This is a genomic window from Moraxella bovoculi, assembly GCF_000988745.2.
GTDB lineage: Bacteria > Pseudomonadota > Gammaproteobacteria > Pseudomonadales > Moraxellaceae > Moraxella > Moraxella bovoculi.
Genome location: NZ_CP011381.2, coordinates 707,299 through 728,754, shown reverse-complemented (window position 1 = coordinate 728,754; position 21,456 = coordinate 707,299). Strand labels below are relative to the sequence as shown.

The following is a 21,456-nucleotide window of genomic DNA, read 5'->3' as shown; positions in this document are numbered from 1 at the left end:
GCAAAGTGCTATTTTTTATTAAATTCCCAACCTTAATTATAAGGATTTTATCATGACCTTAAACACCTTTAATGATTTGTTTAACCAAAACGCCTTTGTGGAGCGTCATTTGGGCAACAAAAAAGACGATGAAACCAAACTTCTAAAAACCGTTGGTTTTGAAAATCTTGATGCCTTTATTGATGCGGTCGTTCCCCAGTCGATACGCATTAACCGTCCGCTTGATTTGCCAAGTGCCACAACCGAGCATGAAGCCCTTGCCAAACTGCGTGGTATGGCGGACAAAATCACGGTTGCCAAAAGCTATATCGGGCAAGGCTACTCGCCCACTCGCCTGCCTGCGGTGATTCAGCGAAATGTGCTAGAAAACCCCGGCTGGTACACCGCCTACACCCCTTATCAAGCCGAGATTGCCCAAGGTCGCCTAGAAGCCCTGCTAAATTTCCAACAAGTGTGCGTTGACCTAACAGGCATGGAGCTTGCTGGGGCAAGTCTGCTTGATGAAGCAACTGCAAGTGCCGAAGCCATGGCAATGGCAAAACGTGTGAGCAAATCAAAATCCAATGCCTTTTTTGTGGACGAGCGTACCTATCCGCAGACCCTTGATGTCATTCGTACCCGTGCCAAATATTTTGGTTTTGATGTGGTGGTGGGCGATTTTGACGTTGCCAAAAATGGTGAGTTTTTTGGGGCGTTTTTCCAATACGTTGGTAAAGACGGCGACGTGGTGGACTTGACCAACATTATCGCAAACGTCAAAGAAAAAGGGGCATATGCCATTGTCGCAAGCGATATCATGAGCCTTGTACTGCTTAAATCCCCTGCCGACATGGGGGCGGACATTGCCCTTGGTAGTACTCAGCGTTTTGGCGTGCCAATGGGTTTTGGGGGCCCGCACGCTGCCTATTTTGCCTTTAAAGACAAAGACAAACGCTCTGCCCCTGGTCGTATCATCGGCGTGTCAAAAGACGCACAAGGTAACACCGCCCTGCGCATGGCACTGCAAACCCGAGAGCAACATATCCGCCGTGAAAAAGCCAACTCAAACATTTGTACAAGCCAAGTGTTGCTTGCCAACCTAGCAGGTATGTATGCGGTGTATCACGGGGCGAGCGGTCTAAAACGCATTGCCACACGCATTCACGCCCTAGCGGTCGCTTTTGCCAAGGCGGTAAAATCGGCAGGGCTAAACGTACGTCATGACGTGTTTTTTGATACTGTGCTTGTGGATTTTGATAATCAAGAACAAGCCGACAAGCTATACGCCCTTGCCAGCGAAAAAGGCTATAACCTATGGAAGCATGACAATCACGGCATTTCTGTGTCATTTCATGAATTGACCGAAAGAGATGAATTTGATGAATTGTGCGAAATTTTTGGGGCGACAGGCGAGCTTGACAAAGCAGAAGTGATTTTGGGCGAACTACTTCGCACAGATGACATTCTCACGCACCCAACTTTTAACAGCTATCACACCGAACACGAAATGCTCCGCTATCTTAAATCCTTAGAAGATAAGGATTTGGCGATGAACCGTTCTATGATTTCACTCGGTTCCTGTACAATGAAATTAAACGCCACAAGCGAGATGTTGCCGATTACTTGGAATGAGTTTGCAAATGTTCACCCATTTGCCCCAAAAGAGCAAGTAACAGGCTATCATGAGATGATTGAAAGCCTACAAGCCCAACTGCGAGCAATCACAGGCTTTGATGAGATTAGTATGCAAGCCAACTCTGGTGCGTCTGGCGAGTATGCAGGGCTGTTGCTCATTCGCCGTTATCATGAAAGCCGTGGCGAGAGCGGACGTGATGTCTGCCTAATCCCACGCTCGGCACATGGCACCAACCCTGCAACCGCCCAAATGCTTGGCATGAAAGTCGTGGTGGTGGCAACCGATGACAAAGGCAACGTGGACGTGGCGGATTTACAAGCCAAATGTGAAGAGTACAGCGAGCGTTTGGGTGCCTTGATGATTACCTATCCGTCCACGCATGGCGTGTACGAAGAAGGCATTCGTGATATTTGCGAGCTTATTCACAGGCATGGCGGACAGGTGTACATGGACGGGGCGAACATGAACGCCCAAGTGGCGATTATGCAACCTGCGGACGTGGGGGCGGACGTGCTACACATGAACCTGCACAAAACCTTCTGTATCCCACATGGTGGCGGTGGTCCTGGTATGGGTCCAATCGGTCTAAAATCGCACCTCGCCCCATTCATGCCAAGCCACAGCGTAACAGGCGTGATGAATGCCCCTGACGGTCAAGGCTCGGTGTCATCATCCGCTTATGGTTCGGCAAGCATTTTGCCAATCTCGTGGATGTATATCACGATGATGGGGGCAGACGGTCTGCTATCAGCGACAAAACGTGCTTTATTGAACGCCAACTATGTCGCCAAATCACTAGAAAATGACTATCCGATTTTGTACACGGGCAAAAATGGCTTTGTCGCTCACGAATGTATCGTGGACATTCGCCCACTAAAAGAAGAGACAGGCATTAGCGAAACCGACATTGCCAAACGCTTGATGGACTATGGTTTTCACGCTCCGACCATGTCATTCCCTGTGGCAGGTACGCTCATGATTGAGCCAACCGAGTCCGAAAGCGTGGACGAGCTTGACCGCTTTGTCTCGGCATTGAAGCAAATCAAACAAGAAGCCCTAAAAGTCAAGGCAGGAACAGGCGGTTGGACGGCGGACGACAACCCGCTCGTCAATGCCCCACACACCGCCTTTGTGGTAACGGAAGGCGAATGGACGCACCCATACAGCCGTGAAGAAGCAGTATTCCCCTTACCCTATATCAAGGCTCATAAATTCTGGCCGAGCGTGGGGCGTGTGGATGATGTGTATGGAGATAAGAATCTGATTTGTTCTTGTCCGAGTATTGATAATTATGAAGATTGATTTTTAATTATCGAACCAAAAATACCGCTCTTTTGGGCGGTATTTTCTTGTGGTACTGTTAGTAATTTAGCAATAAAAAAAACACCCAGATCACTTTGGGTGTTTTTTATTTTGACTTATCTTTTCATTAATTTATCAAACACCAAACCAACAATCAAACCTGCAATGGCAAAAGGAAGCCACTCCATAGAGTATTCTTTTAAAGGAATACTTACGCCTGCCACCGACAATACTGACACGACCGTAACCAGCGCTAGGCTGACTCGCTTGGCGATGATGGGTAAGGGCTTGATGATGTTTAGACCCAATAGAATTAACGCTGTCATGGTAATCGGATACAGCACCAATAGCACAGGGATGGATTTGCTAATGACCGCACTCAAGCCTTGATTGGCAAGCACAAAACCAATCAGAGTAAAGATAATAACATAAGCCTTATAGGACAGGCTGATACCACCAATCTTGGGGAAAGTCTCATGGAAATATTCAGACGCTGACACCGTCAGCCCCACAGTCGTGGTCAGACACGCCAAAGAGGCAATCAATCCAAGCACCACGCCACCTGTCGAACCAAAGCCTAGTACTGCCGATTTATTCAAAATAAACGTGCCGATGTTCTGCCCTTTGTCCGCAACTTGCGTCAGCTCATCTGCCGATATGAGCAAATGATTACCAACCCAGCCTAGCGACAGATAGATGAGTGCCAACGCAGACGTGGCGATCAAACCTGCCTTGGTGGTCTCGGCGAATAGATTTACCCCCTTGCCTGCTTTTTGGCTAATGGCACTCATCACGACCGTCGAGAACGCCACAGACGCAATCATGTCCATGGTATTATACCCTTCCAAGAATCCAACAAAGAACGCCTTACCTTGATAGCCGTCTGTGGCAATGCTGGCAGGATTACCGCCTAATTTTACAAAAGACATCACGATAAGAGCCAGCACCGTAACGAGTAGCACAGGCGTTAACAACGAGCCGATACGGTCAACAAGCTTATTAGGGCTAATTGATAGCCACAGCGAGATGCCATAATAGATCACGGTGAAGATGAGTAGATTTGTCCAGCTTGGCGCATCCAAAAACGGTACAATCGCCATCTCGTACGCCACCGCCCCTGTGCGTGGAATGGCAAAAAACGGAGCAATGGTCAAATAAATCGCCGATAGCAACGCCACTGAAAACCAAGGATGAATCTTGGCAAGAGCGGATTGATAACCACCCTCATATTTTGAGCCAATCATCAAACCCACCAACGGCAAGCCCACACCCGTTAGGATAAAGCCCAAAATAGCAGGGATGAAAAACTGCCCGCTCTCAAAGCCCAATTTGGGCGGAAAAATCAAATTGCCCGAGCCAAAGAAAAAGGCAAAGAGCATAAAGCCGATGATTAGGGTATTTTTGTTCATGACGCACATCTAAATTAATAAAAATGCATTATTTTAGCAATATTTGCCCACAAAACACATCGGTTATTTTTATTTATAATAATTTTTTATAAATATTAGGAAATAGAAAACTTTTAGTACCATTGCCAATCCTGCGTGCCATATTCGCTTGGGTATGCCACCGTAATCATCGCACCATCCACCTGTACGCACTCAAAACGATACGCACCGATTCGCTCATGGCTAACCACACCCTGATGATCATTGATGAATTGCGCGTTTAATTCGCTCAGCGTCATACGCACGCCAAGCCCGCACGCCTTGAGCACGGCTTCCTTAATCGTCCAAATACGAAACCACTCTGTGATGTCTCCACTGTTTAGCCATCTTGCCATCTCATCAGGGTGATAAAAACGTCTGGCCAGAGATTCAAAGTTCAGCACCCTGCTGGTATGTTCAATGTCCACACCAACGTTCGGCAAATCAAGGCTATAAGCCAGCGCATAATCGGTGGGGCATTGACTGTGGTTAAATGACAGATTTGGGATGTTGATGCAGATTGGCTTACCCAATTCATCCCTGCCATATGCAGGCACAGGTGCGTCATTAAGCTTGCAAAATTGACTTAATAATTCATGTCGATAGCTTCTGATGGCCTTTTTGTCATCTAAAGACAAGCGTCTAGGGACCAAGCTTAGGATGCGCGTCAGTGGCGCATGATGCAGATAAATCACTATTAGCACCGCCTTAATTCATATAGAGATTTCATGCTATAATATCAGCTTTTGATTGTCTAGCCATTTATTGTTTTTCTTATTATTCGACTTATTCGACCGCCAAATAGCCATGACTTCTACAGATTCCATCATTAAAATCCAAAAGACCAAAACCACCAAAAAACCCAAAACCAATAAACTCGCCACCGCCAAGACGGCCGATACGCCGCCATCGCGCCCGATGTCAGCACCGAAACGCGAAGCTTTTTTTAAAAAATTATCCGAACACATCAAACAACCTGTGACTGAGCTGAATTATTCCTCGGATTTTGAGCTACTCATCGCGGTCATGCTGTCTGCCCAAGCCACCGATAAGAGCGTAAATATCGCAACCGACAAGCTGTTCAAGGTAGCCAACACACCCAAGGCAATCTTAGATCTGGGCGTCGATGGGCTAAAAAGCTACATCAACTCAATCGGGCTTTATAATTCCAAGGCGGTCAACATCATCAAGACCTGTCAAGACCTACTGGATAAACACAACGGACAAGTGCCACGCACCAGAGCGGAGCTTGAAGCCTTAGCAGGTGTCGGTCGTAAAACAGCCAATGTCGTGCTAAATACCGCCTTTGGCGAGCCTGTGATGGCGGTGGATACGCATATTTTTCGAGTGGGTAACCGCACAGGGCTTGCCACTGGCAAAACCGTCCTAGCGGTCGAAAAAGCACTGATGAGTCGCATCCCCACCCAATTCCTAGTCGATGCTCACCACTATCTCATCCTGCACGGGCGCTATACCTGCATGGCGCGCAGCCCCAAGTGCGGTGCGTGTGTGGTATTTGATGAATGCATGTTCAAAGACAAAGAAAAATGGGCGGGACTTTGATTGGTTCATGCTAAATACGTCAAACAAGGAACGCAAGACATTCGCTTGCGTTTTTTATTATTGGTTGGTAATTGGGCAGAAACATATTAGCAGTTAACAACCACCCGATTCGCCGCCCGCCTTATCATTCATCTTTTAATAATGATAACTGCTGATCATCCTTAGGTGTGTAATAAGGATCATGCTCAAGATCTTCTTCATTTTGTCCCATGACTTTAATAGTGTAGTCTTTTAGGGTGAATTTGACATACAGAATCTGCACCCAGACGATCAGCCCAACTATCAATGGCATCGCCAACGCCACCCCAAGAATGCCCGTCAGCGAGCCCATGATGATCTGCGACAGCAGCAGCGCCACAGGCGGTAAATCAATCAATCTCTGCTGCACCACAGGCGCAACAACATAGCTCTCAAGCTGCTGCACCACGACAATCATCAACAGCGCCCAAAGCAGCATATCAGGCGCAACAATCAAGGTCACAAGTAGAATCGGCACCGCGGATAACCACGGTCCAAGCACCGGCACAAAATCAAGCACAAAGGCAATCACCCCAAGTGCCAGCGCAAACGGAATACCCATGAGCCACAGCGCAATCCCTGTCGACACGCCCACAAAAGCCATCACCGCAAACTGACCAACTAACCAGCGGCGCAGTGCTTGATAGCTGCTTTTTAGGAGGTATCTTGCTTTATCTCGGTGCTGTTTTGGCACCAATGTCACGAAGCTCTTGGTATAGATGTCCGGCGTTAGCGCCAAGAACAGCCCCACCACCAAAATAATCAAAAACGAGCCAATCCCACCGAATAAGCTTGACACCATCATAGGCACGACGCCCAGCACATCGCCGGTGTATTGTGACAAGAATTGCGCTGGATCAGCGATAAACTCCTGCATCCACTTACTCTGGGCGAGCCAATAATAGATGACAGGGTAGCTTTTTAGGTAGTCGTTGATACTATGTATGGCATTGGGGGTCATGTTTTTAAGATCTTCGAACTGATTTACCAGATCCGAGCCAAACATCGCCAAGAATCCCGATACGACCAACAAGAGCATCAACGCCACCAACCCCACCGCTAAGGCATGGGGAAGTTTGCGCATGAATTTACCTATCTTTGGCGCACGTTTAAGATAATCCGACAGTCCAAGCAGCAGCACCGCCACCAGTATCGCACCGAACATCATGAGCCACACTCGAGTCAAAAAATACAGACTCATCGCCAGAAAAATAACCGCAAATACCATGAAGATATTTATTCTATGCGCCTTAATCAAACGATTTCCTATTTATTAAATCATAATCACAAACCCAAAGAATAACACAAAACCAGCAATCACTCATCAATTTTCATCATAAAAAAATGCCCACACTTAGGTGGGCATTTTATCAGTTCAGTCATTATCTACTTTTGAAGGCGGATGGGTTGGCAATAGATGCTCATCCACCATTTCATTGGCACTGTTATGCTCGGCTGACTCCTCGGTGATGTACCATTGTGTGTTACGATACAAGGTCAATCGGTCACGACCAAGCCCGCGAATCAAACAATACATCATCACAAAAATCACCAAAGCAAACGGTAAGCCTGCAACGATCGCAGCTGCTTGTAGGGCAGATAAACCCCCTGCCGCCAACAAAATCGCCGCGATGATACCTTCAGAAGTCACCCAGAATAATCGCTGAATCTTTGGCGGGTTGGTATTACCGCCTGCCGTCAGCATATCAACGACCAAGCTTGCACTGTCAGCACTGGTAACGAACCACAGAACGATCATCGTCAATATCACCACCACCAGACCTTGGGTGAATGGATAGTATTCAATGAATTTAAAAATCGCGCTGCCTGTATCGGCCAGCACCGCTGTTGATAGACCGTAGTCACCTGAGAGCTCCATGCTGATCGCTACGCCGCCAAAGGTCGTAAACCATAAGAACAATAGCAGCATCGGCACAAACAGCACCCCAAAGACAAACTCACGAATCGTACGGCCACGACTGATGCGAGCGATAAAAATCCCCACAAATGGTGACCAACTCACCCACCAAGCCCAATAGAAAATCGTCCATGACGCCTGCCAATTGGTAGCCACGAACGCTTCATTCCAAAGTCCAAGCGTAATCAGATTGCCAGCATAGTTACCGATATTCTCAACAAAACTATCCAAAATGAACTGCGTCGGTCCTGCAACCATCATAAAGACAAGCATGATGATCGTGCTGATGATGGTGATGTCACTAAGACGCTTTACGCCTTTATCCAGACCTGCCATCACAGAGAACGCAGCACAAGCCGTGATCGCTGCAATCAGCGCAATCTTAAACACCAAACTTGGCTCAATACCAAATAACAAACCAAGTCCCGTCTCAAGCTGCATCACCCCAAGACCCAGCGACGTCACCACTCCAAACATCGTACCAAACACCGCCAAGATATCCACCGCATGACCCCACTTGCCATAGATGTTCTTACCGATGATCGGAAAGAGCACAGAGCGTATCGACAATGGCAATCCACGGCGATAGTGAAAATACGCAAGCGACAGCGCGACCACCGCATATACTGCCCACCCATGCACCCCCCAATGCAAGAATGACAACTGCATCGCTTCTTTGGCGCTCTCAATCGTGCTAGGCTCTGCGGTCGGCGGCTGCACGAAATGATACAAGGGCTCAGCCGTACCCCAGTACAGAAGTCCAATACCGATGCCCGCGGAGAACAGCATACCAATCCATGAGCCAAAGCTATACTCAGGCATTTCAGTCTGCTGCCCAAGTCGAATGTCACCATATCGACTTAGTGCCACATACACACAAAAAACGAGCGCCGCGTTCATCAAAATAATAAACATGAACCCAAAGCGCTCGGCAATAAATGCTTGTAAATCACCAAATATCTGCCCAGCAAGCTCAGTAAACAGCGTACCAAATACAATAAATAAGACAATCAATAGCATCGATACAATAAATACAGGTCGGCTTACCTTTGGAAAAACCAAAAACCGCTGAATATCCAATCCATCCGCCATCGTCTGTCTATCTGCCCGAGCCCTGTCTTGCTGCTTGGGCAGTTTATGCTCTTTTTCACTCATTATTTTTCTCCTTGTTAATCCACTGCGCTTAAAATCTGTATTAAAACCATCCAATACTCATCGCAAAAAGTTAAAAATAAGCAACAAAACCTTAGCAAAATAGCCAAACTTTTGCAAATTTATATCATCATTGCCAATATAATTTAGACAAAATTTTTATTTAAATCATTGACTAATATAATATTTTTAATATTTAATTATTCTGTAACAATCTTCAACAAAAGTTAATTCTAAAAATTCAACCATGGCTATTTATAAATTTTTTAATATATTTAGATAAGTGGATAACTGGTTTTTATGGAAGTAAGAAATTTTTATAAAACAATATGATGTTTGGTGGTAAAATAGGTTATTTTCTTAATAATTTTTATTTTATTGATAAAATTTTAGATCGTTAAGACAGCCATCGCTATTGAATTAAAAGGATAAGTATTATGCCAGTTTATCGTTCAAAAACCTCCACATCAGGTCGCAACATGGCAGGCGCACGCGCGTTATGGCGCGCCACAGGCATGACAGACGGCGATTTTAATAAGCCAATCATCGCCATCGCCAACTCATTCACTCAATTCGTTCCTGGTCACGTCCACCTTAAAGATATGGGTCAGCTTGTCGCCCGCGAGATTGAAAAAGCCGGCGGCATCGCCAAAGAATTCAACACCATCGCGGTCGATGACGGTATTGCGATGGGCCATGGCGGCATGCTGTATAGCTTGCCTAGCCGTGATTTGATCGCGGACAGCGTAGAATACATGGTGAACGCACACTGTGCAGACGCCCTAGTATGTATCTCGAACTGTGATAAAATCACCCCAGGTATGCTGATGGCTGCCATGCGACTAAACATCCCTGTGGTGTTCGTGTCAGGCGGTCCGATGGAGGCTGGTAAGGTATTGGCAAACGAGACGCATGATGGTCACATGGTACATGAGACTGTTACCGACGACAGCGGTCAAAAAATCCGCAAGCTTGATCTGGTCGATGCGATGATTGATGCGGCGGATGATCTGATCAGCGACGAAGACGTGGCAAATGTTGAGCGTTCTGCTTGCCCGACATGCGGTTCTTGCTCTGGCATGTTCACCGCAAACTCCATGAACTGCCTAACCGAAGCGCTTGGCCTATCTTTGCCTGGCAATGGTTCACTACTAGCGACGCACGCCAAGCGTAAAGAGCTATTCTTAGAAGCAAGCCGCCTGATCGTTGAGCTTGCCAAGCGCCATTACGAACAAGACGACTATTTTGTACTACCAAGAAGCATCGCCACCAAAGAAGCCTTTGAAAATGCCATGAGCCTTGACATTGCCATGGGTGGTAGCACCAATACGATTCTACACCTTTTGGCAGCAGCTAATGAAGCAGGCGTTGACTTTAAGATGGCGGATATTGATCGTCTGTCTCGTCAAGTACCATGCCTATCTAAAGTCGCTCCCGCCACCCAAAAATACCACATGGAAGACGTACACCGCGCAGGTGGCGTGGTTGGTATTTTGGCGGAGCTTGACCGCGCAGGACTACTCAAGACCAATGTTCCGACCGTACACAGCCCAACATTGGCAGACGCCCTTAGCAAATGGGATGTCATGAATGCTGACAATCAGACCGCTCGCGATCTTTATATCGCTGCCCCTGGTGGCGTGCGCACCACTCAAGCCTTTAGTCAAAACAGAGAATGGGGCAATCTTGACCTTAACCGCGAATCCGGCTGTATCCGCGCCAAAGAATTTGCTTATTCACAGGACGGTGGTCTGGCGGTATTATTTGGCAATATCGCTGAACGCGGCTGTGTGGTTAAGACCGCCGGCGTGGATGAGAGCATCCTTAAATTCACAGGGCGTGCACGAGTCTTTGAAAGTCAAGATTCTGCTGTAGAGGCCATCCTTGCTGATCAAATCGTCGCAGGCGACATCGTCATCATCCGCTACGAAGGTCCAAAAGGCGGGCCTGGCATGCAAGAGATGCTTTACCCAACCAGCTACCTAAAGTCAAAAGGTCTTGGTAAAGCCTGTGCACTGCTGACAGATGGTCGCTTCTCAGGTGGTACATCTGGTCTGTCTATCGGTCACGCCAGCCCTGAAGCTGCCGAAGGCGGTGCGATTGGCTTAGTAGAAGAATTTGACGTCATTCAGATCGACATTCCAAATCGCAGCATTCATCTAGATGTATCGGATGAAGAGCTTGCGCGTCGTCGTACCGCCATGAATGAGCGTGGCAGTCAAGCGTGGAAGCCTGTCAATCGTGAACGTCATGTCTCTCAAGCCCTACGCGCCTATGCTGCGATGGCAACCAGTGCTGACACAGGTGCAGTGCGTGATGTCAGCCAAGTCGAACGCTGATAATTATCAACCCATCAAACAAAAACCCTGCTAATCGTATATTAGCAGGGTTTTTAATGATAAAGCCATCAAAAAAACCAGCCTCAATCACTGGCTGGTTCTTTATTTATAATTACAGACCGACCTCACCAATAAAAGGTACGTGGCGGTATTTTTGATCGTAATCTAGACCGTAGCCCACGATAAATTTATCTTCCACTTCAAAGCCTAAGAATCTAACATCCATCTGAATCTCGCGGCGCGATGGCTTGCTCACCAATGTGCACAGCTCAATAGAATTAGGCTCGCGAGTCTTTAGAATCTCAACCACCTTAGACAGTGTACGACCCGAATCTATGATGTCTTCGACGATCAGCACGTCCTTACCCTTGATCTCACTGTCTAGATCCTTGACGATTTTAACATCACCTGATGACACCGTGGTCTTATTGATGTAGCTGGACACTGTCATAAAGTCAAGCTCATGCGGCTTATCGATGGCACGACAAAGATCCGCCATAAAAATCACCGAGCCACGTAGCAAACCAACCAACACCAACTCTCGGTCGCTGTTAGCATAGTGCGCATCAATCGCCACGCCCAGTTCTTTGACTTTGTTTGCGATTTCTTCTTGTGAAATCATCACGTTCATGACAGGTTTACTCATAAGGACTCTTTTTTAAGATAAAAACGAATATTTTAACCCATGCCAAAAACATTGGCAAGTATTTTAATGGCAAATCAAGCCAATCCTATCGCCATCTCTGATAGAGCAAACTGGCGCACGTCATTTAGCATCGTGGTGTCAAAATTATGAATGAATGCAAAAGCCAGCTTGCGATCAGGGTCGCAGAACGCCACCGAGCCATTATAACCCATGTGCCCATAAGCGTTCGGTGCATTTTGTAGGCTAAATAACCGATGAAAGCCCGTACGCCACAGCATGTTAGCAGGCATTACCGCATCCAATCCATCCACTCGAATCACGCGCAAGTCTCTCATCACCTCGGGCGTGATCAACGTATCACCCTGCCACTTGCCGCCATTGGCATGCATGGCATAGATGGTTGCCAATGCCCGCGCCGTCGAGATGCCATTCGCTGCAGGAATGATGGCTTGCAACACATCAGGGTGATGATATTCCACACCATCTCGCCCGTTTGGCATGAGTGCGTTTTTGTAATTTGCCAAGTTCATTTTTGAAGTATCAAAATACAGCTTGTTAACACTTGTCGTCCCGACTGGTGTATCGCCCAGCGCATTTTGCCACAATGGCGAAACGGGTAGATTTGCTAATGTCTCTAGTATCAAGGGCGTGTCAGGCTTTAAAGTGGGTTTTCTTTTGGCAGTTGATGCGCCATCAAAATAACGTACCGGCTTAGCGACCTGCCCCAATTTATCGCTGGGCGCACCATAATACAACTGCCCTTGAATGCCCAGCGGTACTGCCAGATATTCATCAAGCGCTTCTTGCAAGCTAAGATTCGTCACGCATTCCACCACATGACCAAGCACCCACCCTGAGACAAGAGCGCTGTAGGCGCTGGAATAATCATGCACCTCTTGACCGCGCGGGGTATCTATAGTCATGCTTGCCACAAGCTCGCCCATCGCTTGCCAATCAAGTAAATCATCAAGCGATTGCGTGAGTGTTGTGATATTAAACAGCCCTGACGTGTGCGTTAATATGTGGCGCAGCGTGATGTTTTGTTTACCATTAGCGCCAAATTCCTCCCAATAACGAGCGATCGGCACATCATAATCAAGCAAACCCTTAGACACCAAGATTGCCACTAATGTCGCCATGACCCCTTTTCCAATCGAAAAGTTCACTGACAACGTGGTATCGGACCATGAATGACCTGGCAGCGCTTGTCCAACAGCGGTGTTTACAACTTCGTCGCCATCTTGATAAATCACAAGCGCACCGCCCGCAGGTGCATCATTGAACTGCAAACTCTTCAAAACATCAGAAAAATCTTGCCAATTTGTCATAGCTTACTCTTTATGAATCTTTATGGATAATGAATGACGATTATTAAATCATCAAAAACACAAAAACTGGAGTAGCTCCAGTTTTTGAGGTGGTGGCAGAACATCATAAGAATGTAATGCGACCTAATAAGTGCGGCTTGTCCGTGCCAGCGGCATACAGCGCAAACTGTCGGCCATCGGTCTCAGCGCGTGCCACGAAGTCAATCTTAGATGGCAAGAAAATTGGCGTCTTAAAAGACACATCCACACGATAAGCCTTAGGCAGATCATGGAACTGAGCAATGCTCGCCGCCTTCGACCACATGCCATGCGCAATCGCTCTAGGGAAGCCGAACGCACGCGCTGACAACGGATGAAGATGAATCAAATTAAAATCGCCTGACACGAAAGCATAGCGACGCCCGATGTCTTCTGGGATATTAATTAGCTCCGCCCAATGATTCTCATCAGCTTCTAATCGTGGCTGCGGCTCTTCGATGGATTTGGCGCGGGCACGCTCTTCGGCGGTCTTTTTTTGGCGTGACAGATAAGTCGATACCCCTTCCCAGACCAGCTCATCATCGATGGTCACCGTCGTGATGAAGTCGAACTGCTGTCCTTTGTCGTGCGCCTTTAGGTTGTCAAGACGAACGGTAAGTGCGACGGTCTCGCTGTCATAGATGATACGATGCTGCGTAACACTGTTCTCGATATGCACAAGACCAAGCATCGCAAAAGGGAAATCGGGCTTAGCCATCATATTCATCTGCAACGTCTGAGACAGCACCGCAAAATAAGTCGGCGGCACACGTCCATCATTAATAAAGCCACAGATCTTGCGATATTCCTTTAAGTTATGCTCATCAATAGCAAGGCTATCCACCTGATACACCGATTCTGGTAATGTCGTCGCCTTATTATCGCCAATAGGGATCAGGCTTTTGATGACATTAGCATAAGTGGTGTGCATTTTTGGCAATTCTTTAAAATGTTGTTCTGCCATGGGTTACCTATTTAATTTCCAATATTTATAGAGTATTTAGTAAGCGTTACGCACCAAGCACGCTTTGTCCACAGACGCGTACGATGTTGCCATTAAGCCCTGCAGCCTTTGGAGATAACAGCCAAGAAATGGTCTCTGCCACGTCGATAGGTTCACCGCCTTGACTCATTGAGTTCATACGGCGACCTGCCTCTCTGATGGCAAATGGCATCAAGCTTGTCATCTTCGTCTCGATGAATCCAGGAGCGACTGCATTGATTGTTTTGTTGGTGTCTTTAAAGGTTTTGGCGGTTGCTTCAACCAGTCCGATCACACCCGCCTTACTCATGGCATAGTTAGTCTGCCCAAGGTTGCCCGCGATGCCCGAGATGGACGACACACATACCACGCGCGCATCATCACCAAGACCATTATTAGCGATCAGATATTCATTGATGTCATGGATTGCTTTTAGGTTGATGTTTAGCACCAGATCCCACTTATCTTCGCTCATGTTCGCCAAGGTCTTATCACGCGTCACACCTGCATTATGCACGATGCCATCTAGCACACCGCACTCACTTAATATCTCACTTGCGGCATTATCAGCGGTGATGTCTAATGGAAGCGCACGCGCACCTAAGTTACCTGCGACGACCTGAAGATCAGCCAGACTCTGTGGCACGTCTAGGCAGTACAACTGTGCCCCATCGCGTGCCAACACTTCTGCCACAGAAGCACCGATGCCACGAGATGCACCCGTCACTAGGATTTTTCTACCCAGTAGTGGCTTAGCATCGCTGGATTCACCTACATTAATGACACCGCCTGTCTTGATATAGATTGGCTGACCTGACACGTAGGCGGACTTGGCAGACATGAAGAATTTTAAGGCGTGATCTAAATGCGCTTCAGCACCAACCTGTGTGTATAGGACGTTCGCTGTGATGCCTTTTTTGAATTCTTTGGCAACCGATTTGGCAAAGCCAAGCAGCGCACGCTGAGCCAATGCAAAACCAATATCACCACCAGTACAACAATCAGGACGTGCAACGATAATAATACGCCCTGATGGCTTGATACGACGTGCAATCACATGAAAGAACTCATAGACTTGCTTTAGGCCATCCACGTCCTTGATGTTACTCGCATCAAAGATCGCCACCTTAAATCGTGCATTCTCATCGCTAAGCTTGGCTTCAAGCTTGTCTTGTGTGGTGATCTTAGCATCTAGGGCGGTCAATGTCTCACGAATCGCCTCACCAACCGAAGCATCCTCGCCTGCCGCCACGCCAAGCACCACCTCGCCACGAATGATGGGCTGTCCCACCTCGTAGCGGTCCAGTCTGGTCGGTAGTGGCAAACCCAGATTTTTAGCGACTTTTTTACCCAGTGGCGATTGTACCAATTCACCGTAACGATCACTCATGACATGAATCCTTATCTGTTTTTAATGTCTTTATTTAACCTGAAAGTACCCCATTCTAACACAAAAATTCACCAATGCCACCCATATAGAATCACATTTTTATAAACTAAAATTTATCATTTAACGTAAATTGCTAAAATTATTGTTACAAAATAAGTCAAATATGCCATTTTATAAAAAATAATGCTAATCTAAGGCAGATTTTGAACAGAATCGACATGATAATTTTAAGGAGAAACTCATGACCACTATTAAGAAAGTCGCTATCCTAGGTGGCAATCGCATTCCTTTCGCCCGTTCGAATGGCGCCTATGCTGACGCAAGCAACATCGACATGCTAAGCGCTGCTCTTGAAGGGCTGGTTAGCCGATTTGAACTGTCTGATAAGGACATCGGTGAAGTGGTAGCAGGCACGGTTCTAAAGCACAGCCGTGATCTTAACCTTACTCGTGAAGCCCTATTAAATACCACTCTGGCACCGACCACGCCTGCCTACGACATCTCGCAAGCTTGCGGAACGGGATTGCAGGCAGCATTTGCCGTTGCAAACAAAATCGCCTTAGGTCATATCGACAGCGGCATCGCAGGCGGTACAGACACCACTTCGGATGCACCGATCGCGCTTGGCGATGGCATCAGAAAGCCCCTACTGCGCCTTAACAATGCCAAAGATGCCAAATCTCGTCTGTCTGCACTCAGCAGCATCAACCCAAAAAATCTACTCACCTTTCCTCAAAATGGCGAACCGCGCACACGCCTATCCATGGGTGAACACCAAGCCATCACCGCGCTAGAGTGGGACATCAATCGCGCCGACCAAGACGCCTTGGCTTATGCCAGCCATCAGAATTTGGCTCGTGCTTATGATGAAGGTTTTTTTGATGATCTCATCAGCCCCTACAAGGGTCTAAGCCGTGATAATAACTTACGAGCTGATACCACTCTTGATAAACTTGCCAGCTTAAAACCTGTATTTGGCAAAAAGAATGCCAACCCCACCATGACCGCCGCAAACTCCACGCCTCTGACTGACGGCGCCTCTTGCGTACTGCTATCTAGCGAAGAATGGGCAGCAGAGCATGACTTTGAACCACTTGCCTATATCACACACCAGCAGACGGCAGCGGTTGATTTTGTGGGCAAGCAAGGTCTCACTGAAGGTCTGCTCATGGCACCTGCCTATGCCGTGCCAAAGATGCTAGAGCGCGCTGGCCTAACCCTCCAAGATTTTGATTTTTATGAGATTCATGAAGCTTTCGCCTCTCAGGTGTTATCAACCCTAGCAGCCTGGGAGGACGAAAAGTTCTGCAAAAACCGCCTAGGTCTAGATGCGCCACTTGGCTCGATCGACCGCAGCAAGCTTAACGTTAATGGCTCAAGTCTGGCAGCAGGACATCCCTTTGCTGCCACTGGTGGACGCATCCTTGCGACCGCCGCCAAACTACTTGCCCAAAAAGGCTCAGGCCGCGCACTAATATCCATCTGTGCCGCAGGCGGTCAAGGCGTTACTTGCATCTTAGAACGCTGATATACGCTTTACCCAAAAACACGCACTAAATATAGTGCGTGTTTTTATTTTGACACTCCAATCACCGAATTCGTATCAAACGGTTTAAATCATGAATTTTGATAAATATCATGAGCTTGCCTAAAATTTAGACAGTCTAAAAATTATTTAATTAAATTGTTATGTTTTGGTTAATTTTTGCTTTACAATTGTATAAAATTTAGTTATTTTAGCCAATGATTAAACTGCGCTGATAAAGCAGTTATCTATTTTGACAATCGTCATAGATCTTTAGGAATAACACTCATGTTATGGTTCTTTTTTTGTGTTGCCGTACTGGTCATCGGTTACTTTGTTTACGGTAAAATCATCGAAAAAATCTTTGTCATCAACCCAAACAAAAACACGCCCGCCTACACAATGGCTGACGGCGTGGATTACATTCCGATGTCAAAAGGCAAAATTTGGCTTATTCAATTATTAAACATCGCTGGCACAGGTCCAATCTTCGGCCCAATTTTAGGTGCGCTTTATGGGCCGGTGGCGATGCTGTGGATTGTTCTCGGCTGTATTTTTGCCGGTGCGGTACACGATTATATGTGCGGCATGTTATCTGTGCGTAACGGTGGCGCCAGTATGCCTTATCTGACGGGCAAATACTTAGGTGCACCGGTTAAGCATTTCATTAACCTGCTTGCGGTGGTTCTGCTGGTTCTGGTTGGCGTAGTATTCGTTGCCAGCCCAGCTCAGCTATTAAGCTCAATCACGCTAGATGTGTTCGGCACCCAAGCCACAGGCACGGTATCTATCAATAATGCAGAAAGTGTGGCAGCGGCTGCAGGCGATGTTGCCAATACCGCCTTTGGCCTAACCAAAGGCGGTATCATCGTAGCTTGGACAGCAATCATCTTCTTATATTACATCATCGCAACTTTGCTACCAATCGACAAAATCATCGGTCGTGTTTATCCATTCTTTGGCGGTCTATTGCTGTTCATGTCACTTGGCATGACTTACGGTCTGGTCGCTAACGAGCTTGGTAGCGCTGAGAGCTATTTCTTTAATAGTATGGGCGGTCTGACGGTAGAGAGTTTCTTCCAAAACTTCCAACCTAAAGGCGATCTGCCAATCTGGCCTTTATTATTCCTAACCATTACTTGTGGTGCACTGTCAGGCTTCCACGCTACGCAGACGCCACTTATGGCACGCTGTGCAATGAACGAATCCGAAGGTCGCTTTATCTTCTATGGCGCGATGATTGCTGAAGGCGTAATCGCCCTTATTTGGTGTGCAGTTGGTCTGTCATTCTACCCTGATCTAGTATCACTACAAGAAGCCATCTCTGCAGGCTCACCTTCTAAAGTCGTCTATGACAGCTCTATTGGCTACCTAGGTGCGATTGGTGGTGTATTTGCGGTGCTTGGCGTGGTTATTCTACCAATCACCTCGGGTGATACAGCATTCCGTGCGGCACGTCTGATCATCTCTGAATTCCTAAACATGGAACAACGCACGCTAATGAAGCGTCTTTGGATCGCGATTCCGCTATTTGTGATTGGCTTTGTCATCTCTAAAGTAGACTTCCAAATCCTATGGCGCTACTTTAGCTGGGCAAACCAAACCGTTGCTGTGGTGATGCTATGGACAGCGGCAGGCTATCTGTATCGCTATCGCAAGTTGCATTGGGTGTGTACGCTACCAGCCATCTTCATGAGCGCTGCATGCTACACATTTCTCGCCTACAACAAAATCGGCTTCGGTCTTGATTACACGCTGTCACTGTATATCGGTATTGGCTTGACTGTCCTGACGACGGCTGCGTTCTTCTTGTTCGTGAAACGCGAAAGCATCGCAGGCGACCCTGATGCACTGGTAAATGATCAACCGATCGCATCAAAAGCTTAGTTAGTCCTTTCATAAAAATGCAGATTTCAAGGTCTGCATTTTTTTATTGCTTGCTCATATAACTCTATAAATTCATGACAGAATTTTGGTATAATGAGCGGTTTTAATGCTTTATCTTTGATACTTTTATGACAAACAATCATCCATTTTGGCAGTTTATTCAAACGATTCCTAATTTCCCAAAGGACGGTATTGATTTTTATGACATCACACCACTGCTATACGGTCATGTGGATGCACTGATTGACGAATTATTAAAGGCCTTGCCTAACGAATTAATGAACAGCGTCGAATGCTTCGCTGCTACAGAAGCTCGTGGTTTTGTGATAGGTAGCTTATTATCAGGGCGCACAGGTAAGTCACTCATACTGATTCGCAAACAAGGCAAACTACCACCACCTTTATTTAGCGAAAGTTACGGGCTAGAATACGGCAATGATACGCTAGAGATTAAGGCAGATTTACCAGCCTCTAAAGTGCTACTGGTTGATGACGTGTTAGCTACTGGCGGTACATTAAAGGCGAGTAAGACTCTGTGCCAAAAAGCAGGTCATGAAGTGCTCGGCGCATTGGTTCTATTGGACTTAACCGCACTTCATGACGACATCGGCATGCCTGTTTATCGAGTGATGCACAATTAACCCCCTATCTTATCAGCACACCAAATAAAAACACCCGAGCGATAACTTGGGTGTTTTTATTGGTTAAGCAGATGGCTTATTTGATGCGCATGTCACCAGTTTCGATGAAACGTTGATGCCATGATAGCGCTTCTAGCAGTAGGTGTGGCGTGTGGATACCGCCTGCCTTTTTGCTTGCCACTTCAGCGCGATCATAGTAATCACGCAGCATGTCGCGATAGTCAGGATGTGAGCAGTTCTCGATGATTAGCTTCGCACGCTGACGTGGAGACTTACCACGTAGGTCAGCCATGCCTTGTTCGGTCACGATGAACATCACGTCATGCTCAGTGTGGTCATGATGCGATACCATTGGCACGATCGCAGAGATTGCACCGCCCTTAGCAGTAGATGGGCTGACATAGAAGCTAAAGAAACCGTTACGAGTAAAGTCACCCGAACCACCGATGCCATTCATCATACGAGTACCCATGACGTGGGTAGAGTTCACGTTACCATAGATGTCAGCTTCGATCATTGAGTTCATGCCGATCACACCTAAGCGGCGGATAAGCTCTGGGTTATTGCTGATTTCCATTGGACGTAGGATGATTTTGTCTTTTAGGAATTCGATGTTCTCGTTGAAGCGAGCTAGCGCATCTGGGCTAAATGACAAAGCGGTCGCCGAAGCGGTTTTCATCTTCTTAGCCAAGATCAGATCAAGCATACCGTCTTGTAGTACTTCTGTATATCCGGTCAAATCTTCAAATGGCGCATCTAGCAGACCTGCCATTACCGCGTTTGCCACGTTACCCACGCCTGATTGAAGTGGTAGTAGGCTCTTAGGTAGACGGCCTGCTTTCACTTCATGATCTAAGAAGTCGATTACTTGGGCAGCGATGCGCTTAGATACATCATCAGGCTCTGCAAACTTAGAGTTACGGTCGCCTGCATTGGTCAATACAATACCAAGAATCTTATCAGCGTCGCACTCCAGTGCTGGCGTACCGATACGGTCAAACGCACCCACGATAGGGATTGGCTTGCGATGAGGTGGTAGACCAACATCGCCATAGATATCGTGCATGCCTTCTAGGCCTTCGCTTAGTGCAGCGTTGATCTCGATGATGACTTTCTTGGCGTTCTTAACTGCTTCTACGCCGTGACCGATACCCATGGCAAAGATAATTTTGCCATCTTCAGTGATGCCTGCCGCCTCGATGATGGCGATGTCAAATTCGCCATAGAAACCTTGACGCATTTGCTGTTCAACATGCGATAGATGCATGTCTTGATAAACAACGTTACCAGCGTTAATGCCATTACGAAGCGTTGGATCAGATTGGAATGGGGAGCGGAAATGTACTGCGTTCGCTTCAGCCAATACGCCATCGCATTCAGGCGCGGTAGATGCACCTGTCACCATGCCGATGCTGAACTTGTCGCCTTTGGCATGTGCCGCTTTTGCTTTGTTAGCGATGGCAGCTGGTAGCGCCTTAGGGTAGCCCGCCCCTGTGAAGCCTGTGACGGCAAGCATCATACCGTCTTTAACAAATTCAGCCGCTTGATCAGCGCTCATTACTTTCTCACGCAGACCCGCGTGGCGAATACGATCGATTGACATAATCATTGTCCTCTTGATAATAATTTTCCAATAAAATGGCGATAAATTTACAAACACTGTAAATTATGATGATTTTAGCATTAGATGGCAATAAAATAAATA

General features: G+C 47.0%; 15 protein-coding genes. 6 read left to right on the top strand and 9 right to left on the bottom strand.

All coding sequences use genetic code 11. From position 1 onward, the window contains the following. Positions 1–52 precede the first annotated feature (52 nt). A complete protein-coding gene (gcvP, locus tag AAX10_RS03330; RefSeq protein ID WP_046699828.1) occupies positions 53–2,917 on the top strand; it encodes an aminomethyl-transferring glycine dehydrogenase in 2,865 nt (954 codons plus the stop codon). A 116-nt stretch (positions 2,918–3,033) separates the two neighbouring features. Here gcvP and brnQ read toward each other — a convergent pair whose 3' ends face one another. Continuing rightward, on the bottom strand, positions 3,034–4,326 hold the full coding sequence (gene brnQ / locus AAX10_RS03325; protein WP_036362007.1) for a branched-chain amino acid transport system II carrier protein: 1,293 nt from the start codon (positions 4,324–4,326) through the stop codon (positions 3,034–3,036). Positions 4,327–4,439: 113 nt separating this feature from the next. Further along, positions 4,440–5,048, bottom strand: a complete 609-nt coding sequence (locus tag AAX10_RS03320; protein WP_158580300.1) for a 4'-phosphopantetheinyl transferase family protein — start codon at positions 5,046–5,048, stop codon at positions 4,440–4,442. A 214-nt stretch (positions 5,049–5,262) separates the two neighbouring features. Here AAX10_RS03320 and nth point away from each other — a divergent pair, with 214 nt between their 5' ends. Beyond that, entirely contained in the window at positions 5,263–5,907 is a 645-nt protein-coding gene (gene nth / locus AAX10_RS03315) for an endonuclease III (RefSeq protein WP_046700583.1), read from the top strand. 124 nt (positions 5,908–6,031) lie between these two features. On the opposite strand, the gene AAX10_RS03310 is transcribed toward nth, so the two are convergent. Then, on the bottom strand, positions 6,032–7,183 hold the full coding sequence (locus tag AAX10_RS03310; RefSeq protein ID WP_226997807.1) for an AI-2E family transporter: 1,152 nt from the start codon (positions 7,181–7,183) through the stop codon (positions 6,032–6,034). 117 nt (positions 7,184–7,300) lie between these two features. After that, positions 7,301–8,935, bottom strand: a complete 1,635-nt coding sequence (locus AAX10_RS03305; RefSeq protein ID WP_036363015.1) for a BCCT family transporter — start codon at positions 8,933–8,935, stop codon at positions 7,301–7,303. A gap of 497 nt (positions 8,936–9,432) precedes the next feature. On the opposite strand from AAX10_RS03305, the gene ilvD reads away from it, so the two are divergent. Continuing rightward, a complete protein-coding gene (gene ilvD, locus AAX10_RS03300; protein ID WP_046699826.1) occupies positions 9,433–11,334 on the top strand; it encodes a dihydroxy-acid dehydratase in 1,902 nt (633 codons plus the stop codon). 112 nt (positions 11,335–11,446) lie between these two features. Here ilvD and hpt read toward each other — a convergent pair whose 3' ends face one another. The 4 genes from hpt to AAX10_RS03280 all read right to left on the bottom strand — a co-directional run bounded on the left by hpt (position 11,447) and on the right by AAX10_RS03280 (position 15,698). Beyond that, positions 11,447–11,965: a hypoxanthine phosphoribosyltransferase gene (gene hpt, locus AAX10_RS03295; protein WP_406564567.1), complete on the bottom strand. Its 519-nt coding sequence runs from the start codon at positions 11,963–11,965 to the stop codon at positions 11,447–11,449. Between the two features lie 89 nt (positions 11,966–12,054). Further along, positions 12,055–13,308, bottom strand: a complete 1,254-nt coding sequence (locus AAX10_RS03290; RefSeq protein ID WP_046699825.1) for a serine hydrolase domain-containing protein — start codon at positions 13,306–13,308, stop codon at positions 12,055–12,057. A 103-nt stretch (positions 13,309–13,411) separates the two neighbouring features. Beyond that, positions 13,412–14,290 (bottom strand): MaoC/PaaZ C-terminal domain-containing protein, encoded by an 879-nt coding sequence (locus AAX10_RS03285; RefSeq protein ID WP_046699824.1) that lies wholly within the window; start codon positions 14,288–14,290, stop codon positions 13,412–13,414. A gap of 46 nt (positions 14,291–14,336) precedes the next feature. Beyond that, a complete protein-coding gene (locus AAX10_RS03280) occupies positions 14,337–15,698 on the bottom strand; it encodes a 3-oxoacyl-ACP reductase (RefSeq protein ID WP_036361989.1) in 1,362 nt (453 codons plus the stop codon). Between the two features lie 241 nt (positions 15,699–15,939). Between AAX10_RS03280 and AAX10_RS03275 the strand changes: the two genes are divergently transcribed. From AAX10_RS03275 to AAX10_RS03265, 3 genes are all read left to right on the top strand, one after another. Further along, positions 15,940–17,226 carry an acetyl-CoA C-acetyltransferase gene (locus AAX10_RS03275; RefSeq protein WP_046699823.1) on the top strand — a complete coding sequence of 429 codons (1,287 nt, stop codon included), beginning with the start codon at positions 15,940–15,942 and terminating at the stop codon, positions 17,224–17,226. 285 nt (positions 17,227–17,511) lie between these two features. Beyond that, positions 17,512–19,110, top strand: coding sequence for a carbon starvation CstA family protein (locus AAX10_RS03270; protein WP_046699822.1), 1,599 nt, complete (start codon positions 17,512–17,514; stop codon positions 19,108–19,110). A gap of 128 nt (positions 19,111–19,238) precedes the next feature. Beyond that, complete coding sequence (locus AAX10_RS03265; protein WP_046699821.1) at positions 19,239–19,751, top strand: adenine phosphoribosyltransferase; 513 nt, start codon at positions 19,239–19,241, stop codon at positions 19,749–19,751. A 76-nt stretch (positions 19,752–19,827) separates the two neighbouring features. Here AAX10_RS03265 and AAX10_RS03260 read toward each other — a convergent pair whose 3' ends face one another. Beyond that, the gene (locus AAX10_RS03260; protein WP_080947182.1) at positions 19,828–21,354 is read right to left on the bottom strand and encodes an acetyl-CoA hydrolase/transferase family protein; all 1,527 of its coding nucleotides are present in this window, start codon (positions 21,352–21,354) and stop codon (positions 19,828–19,830) included. Positions 21,355–21,456 lie beyond the last annotated feature (102 nt).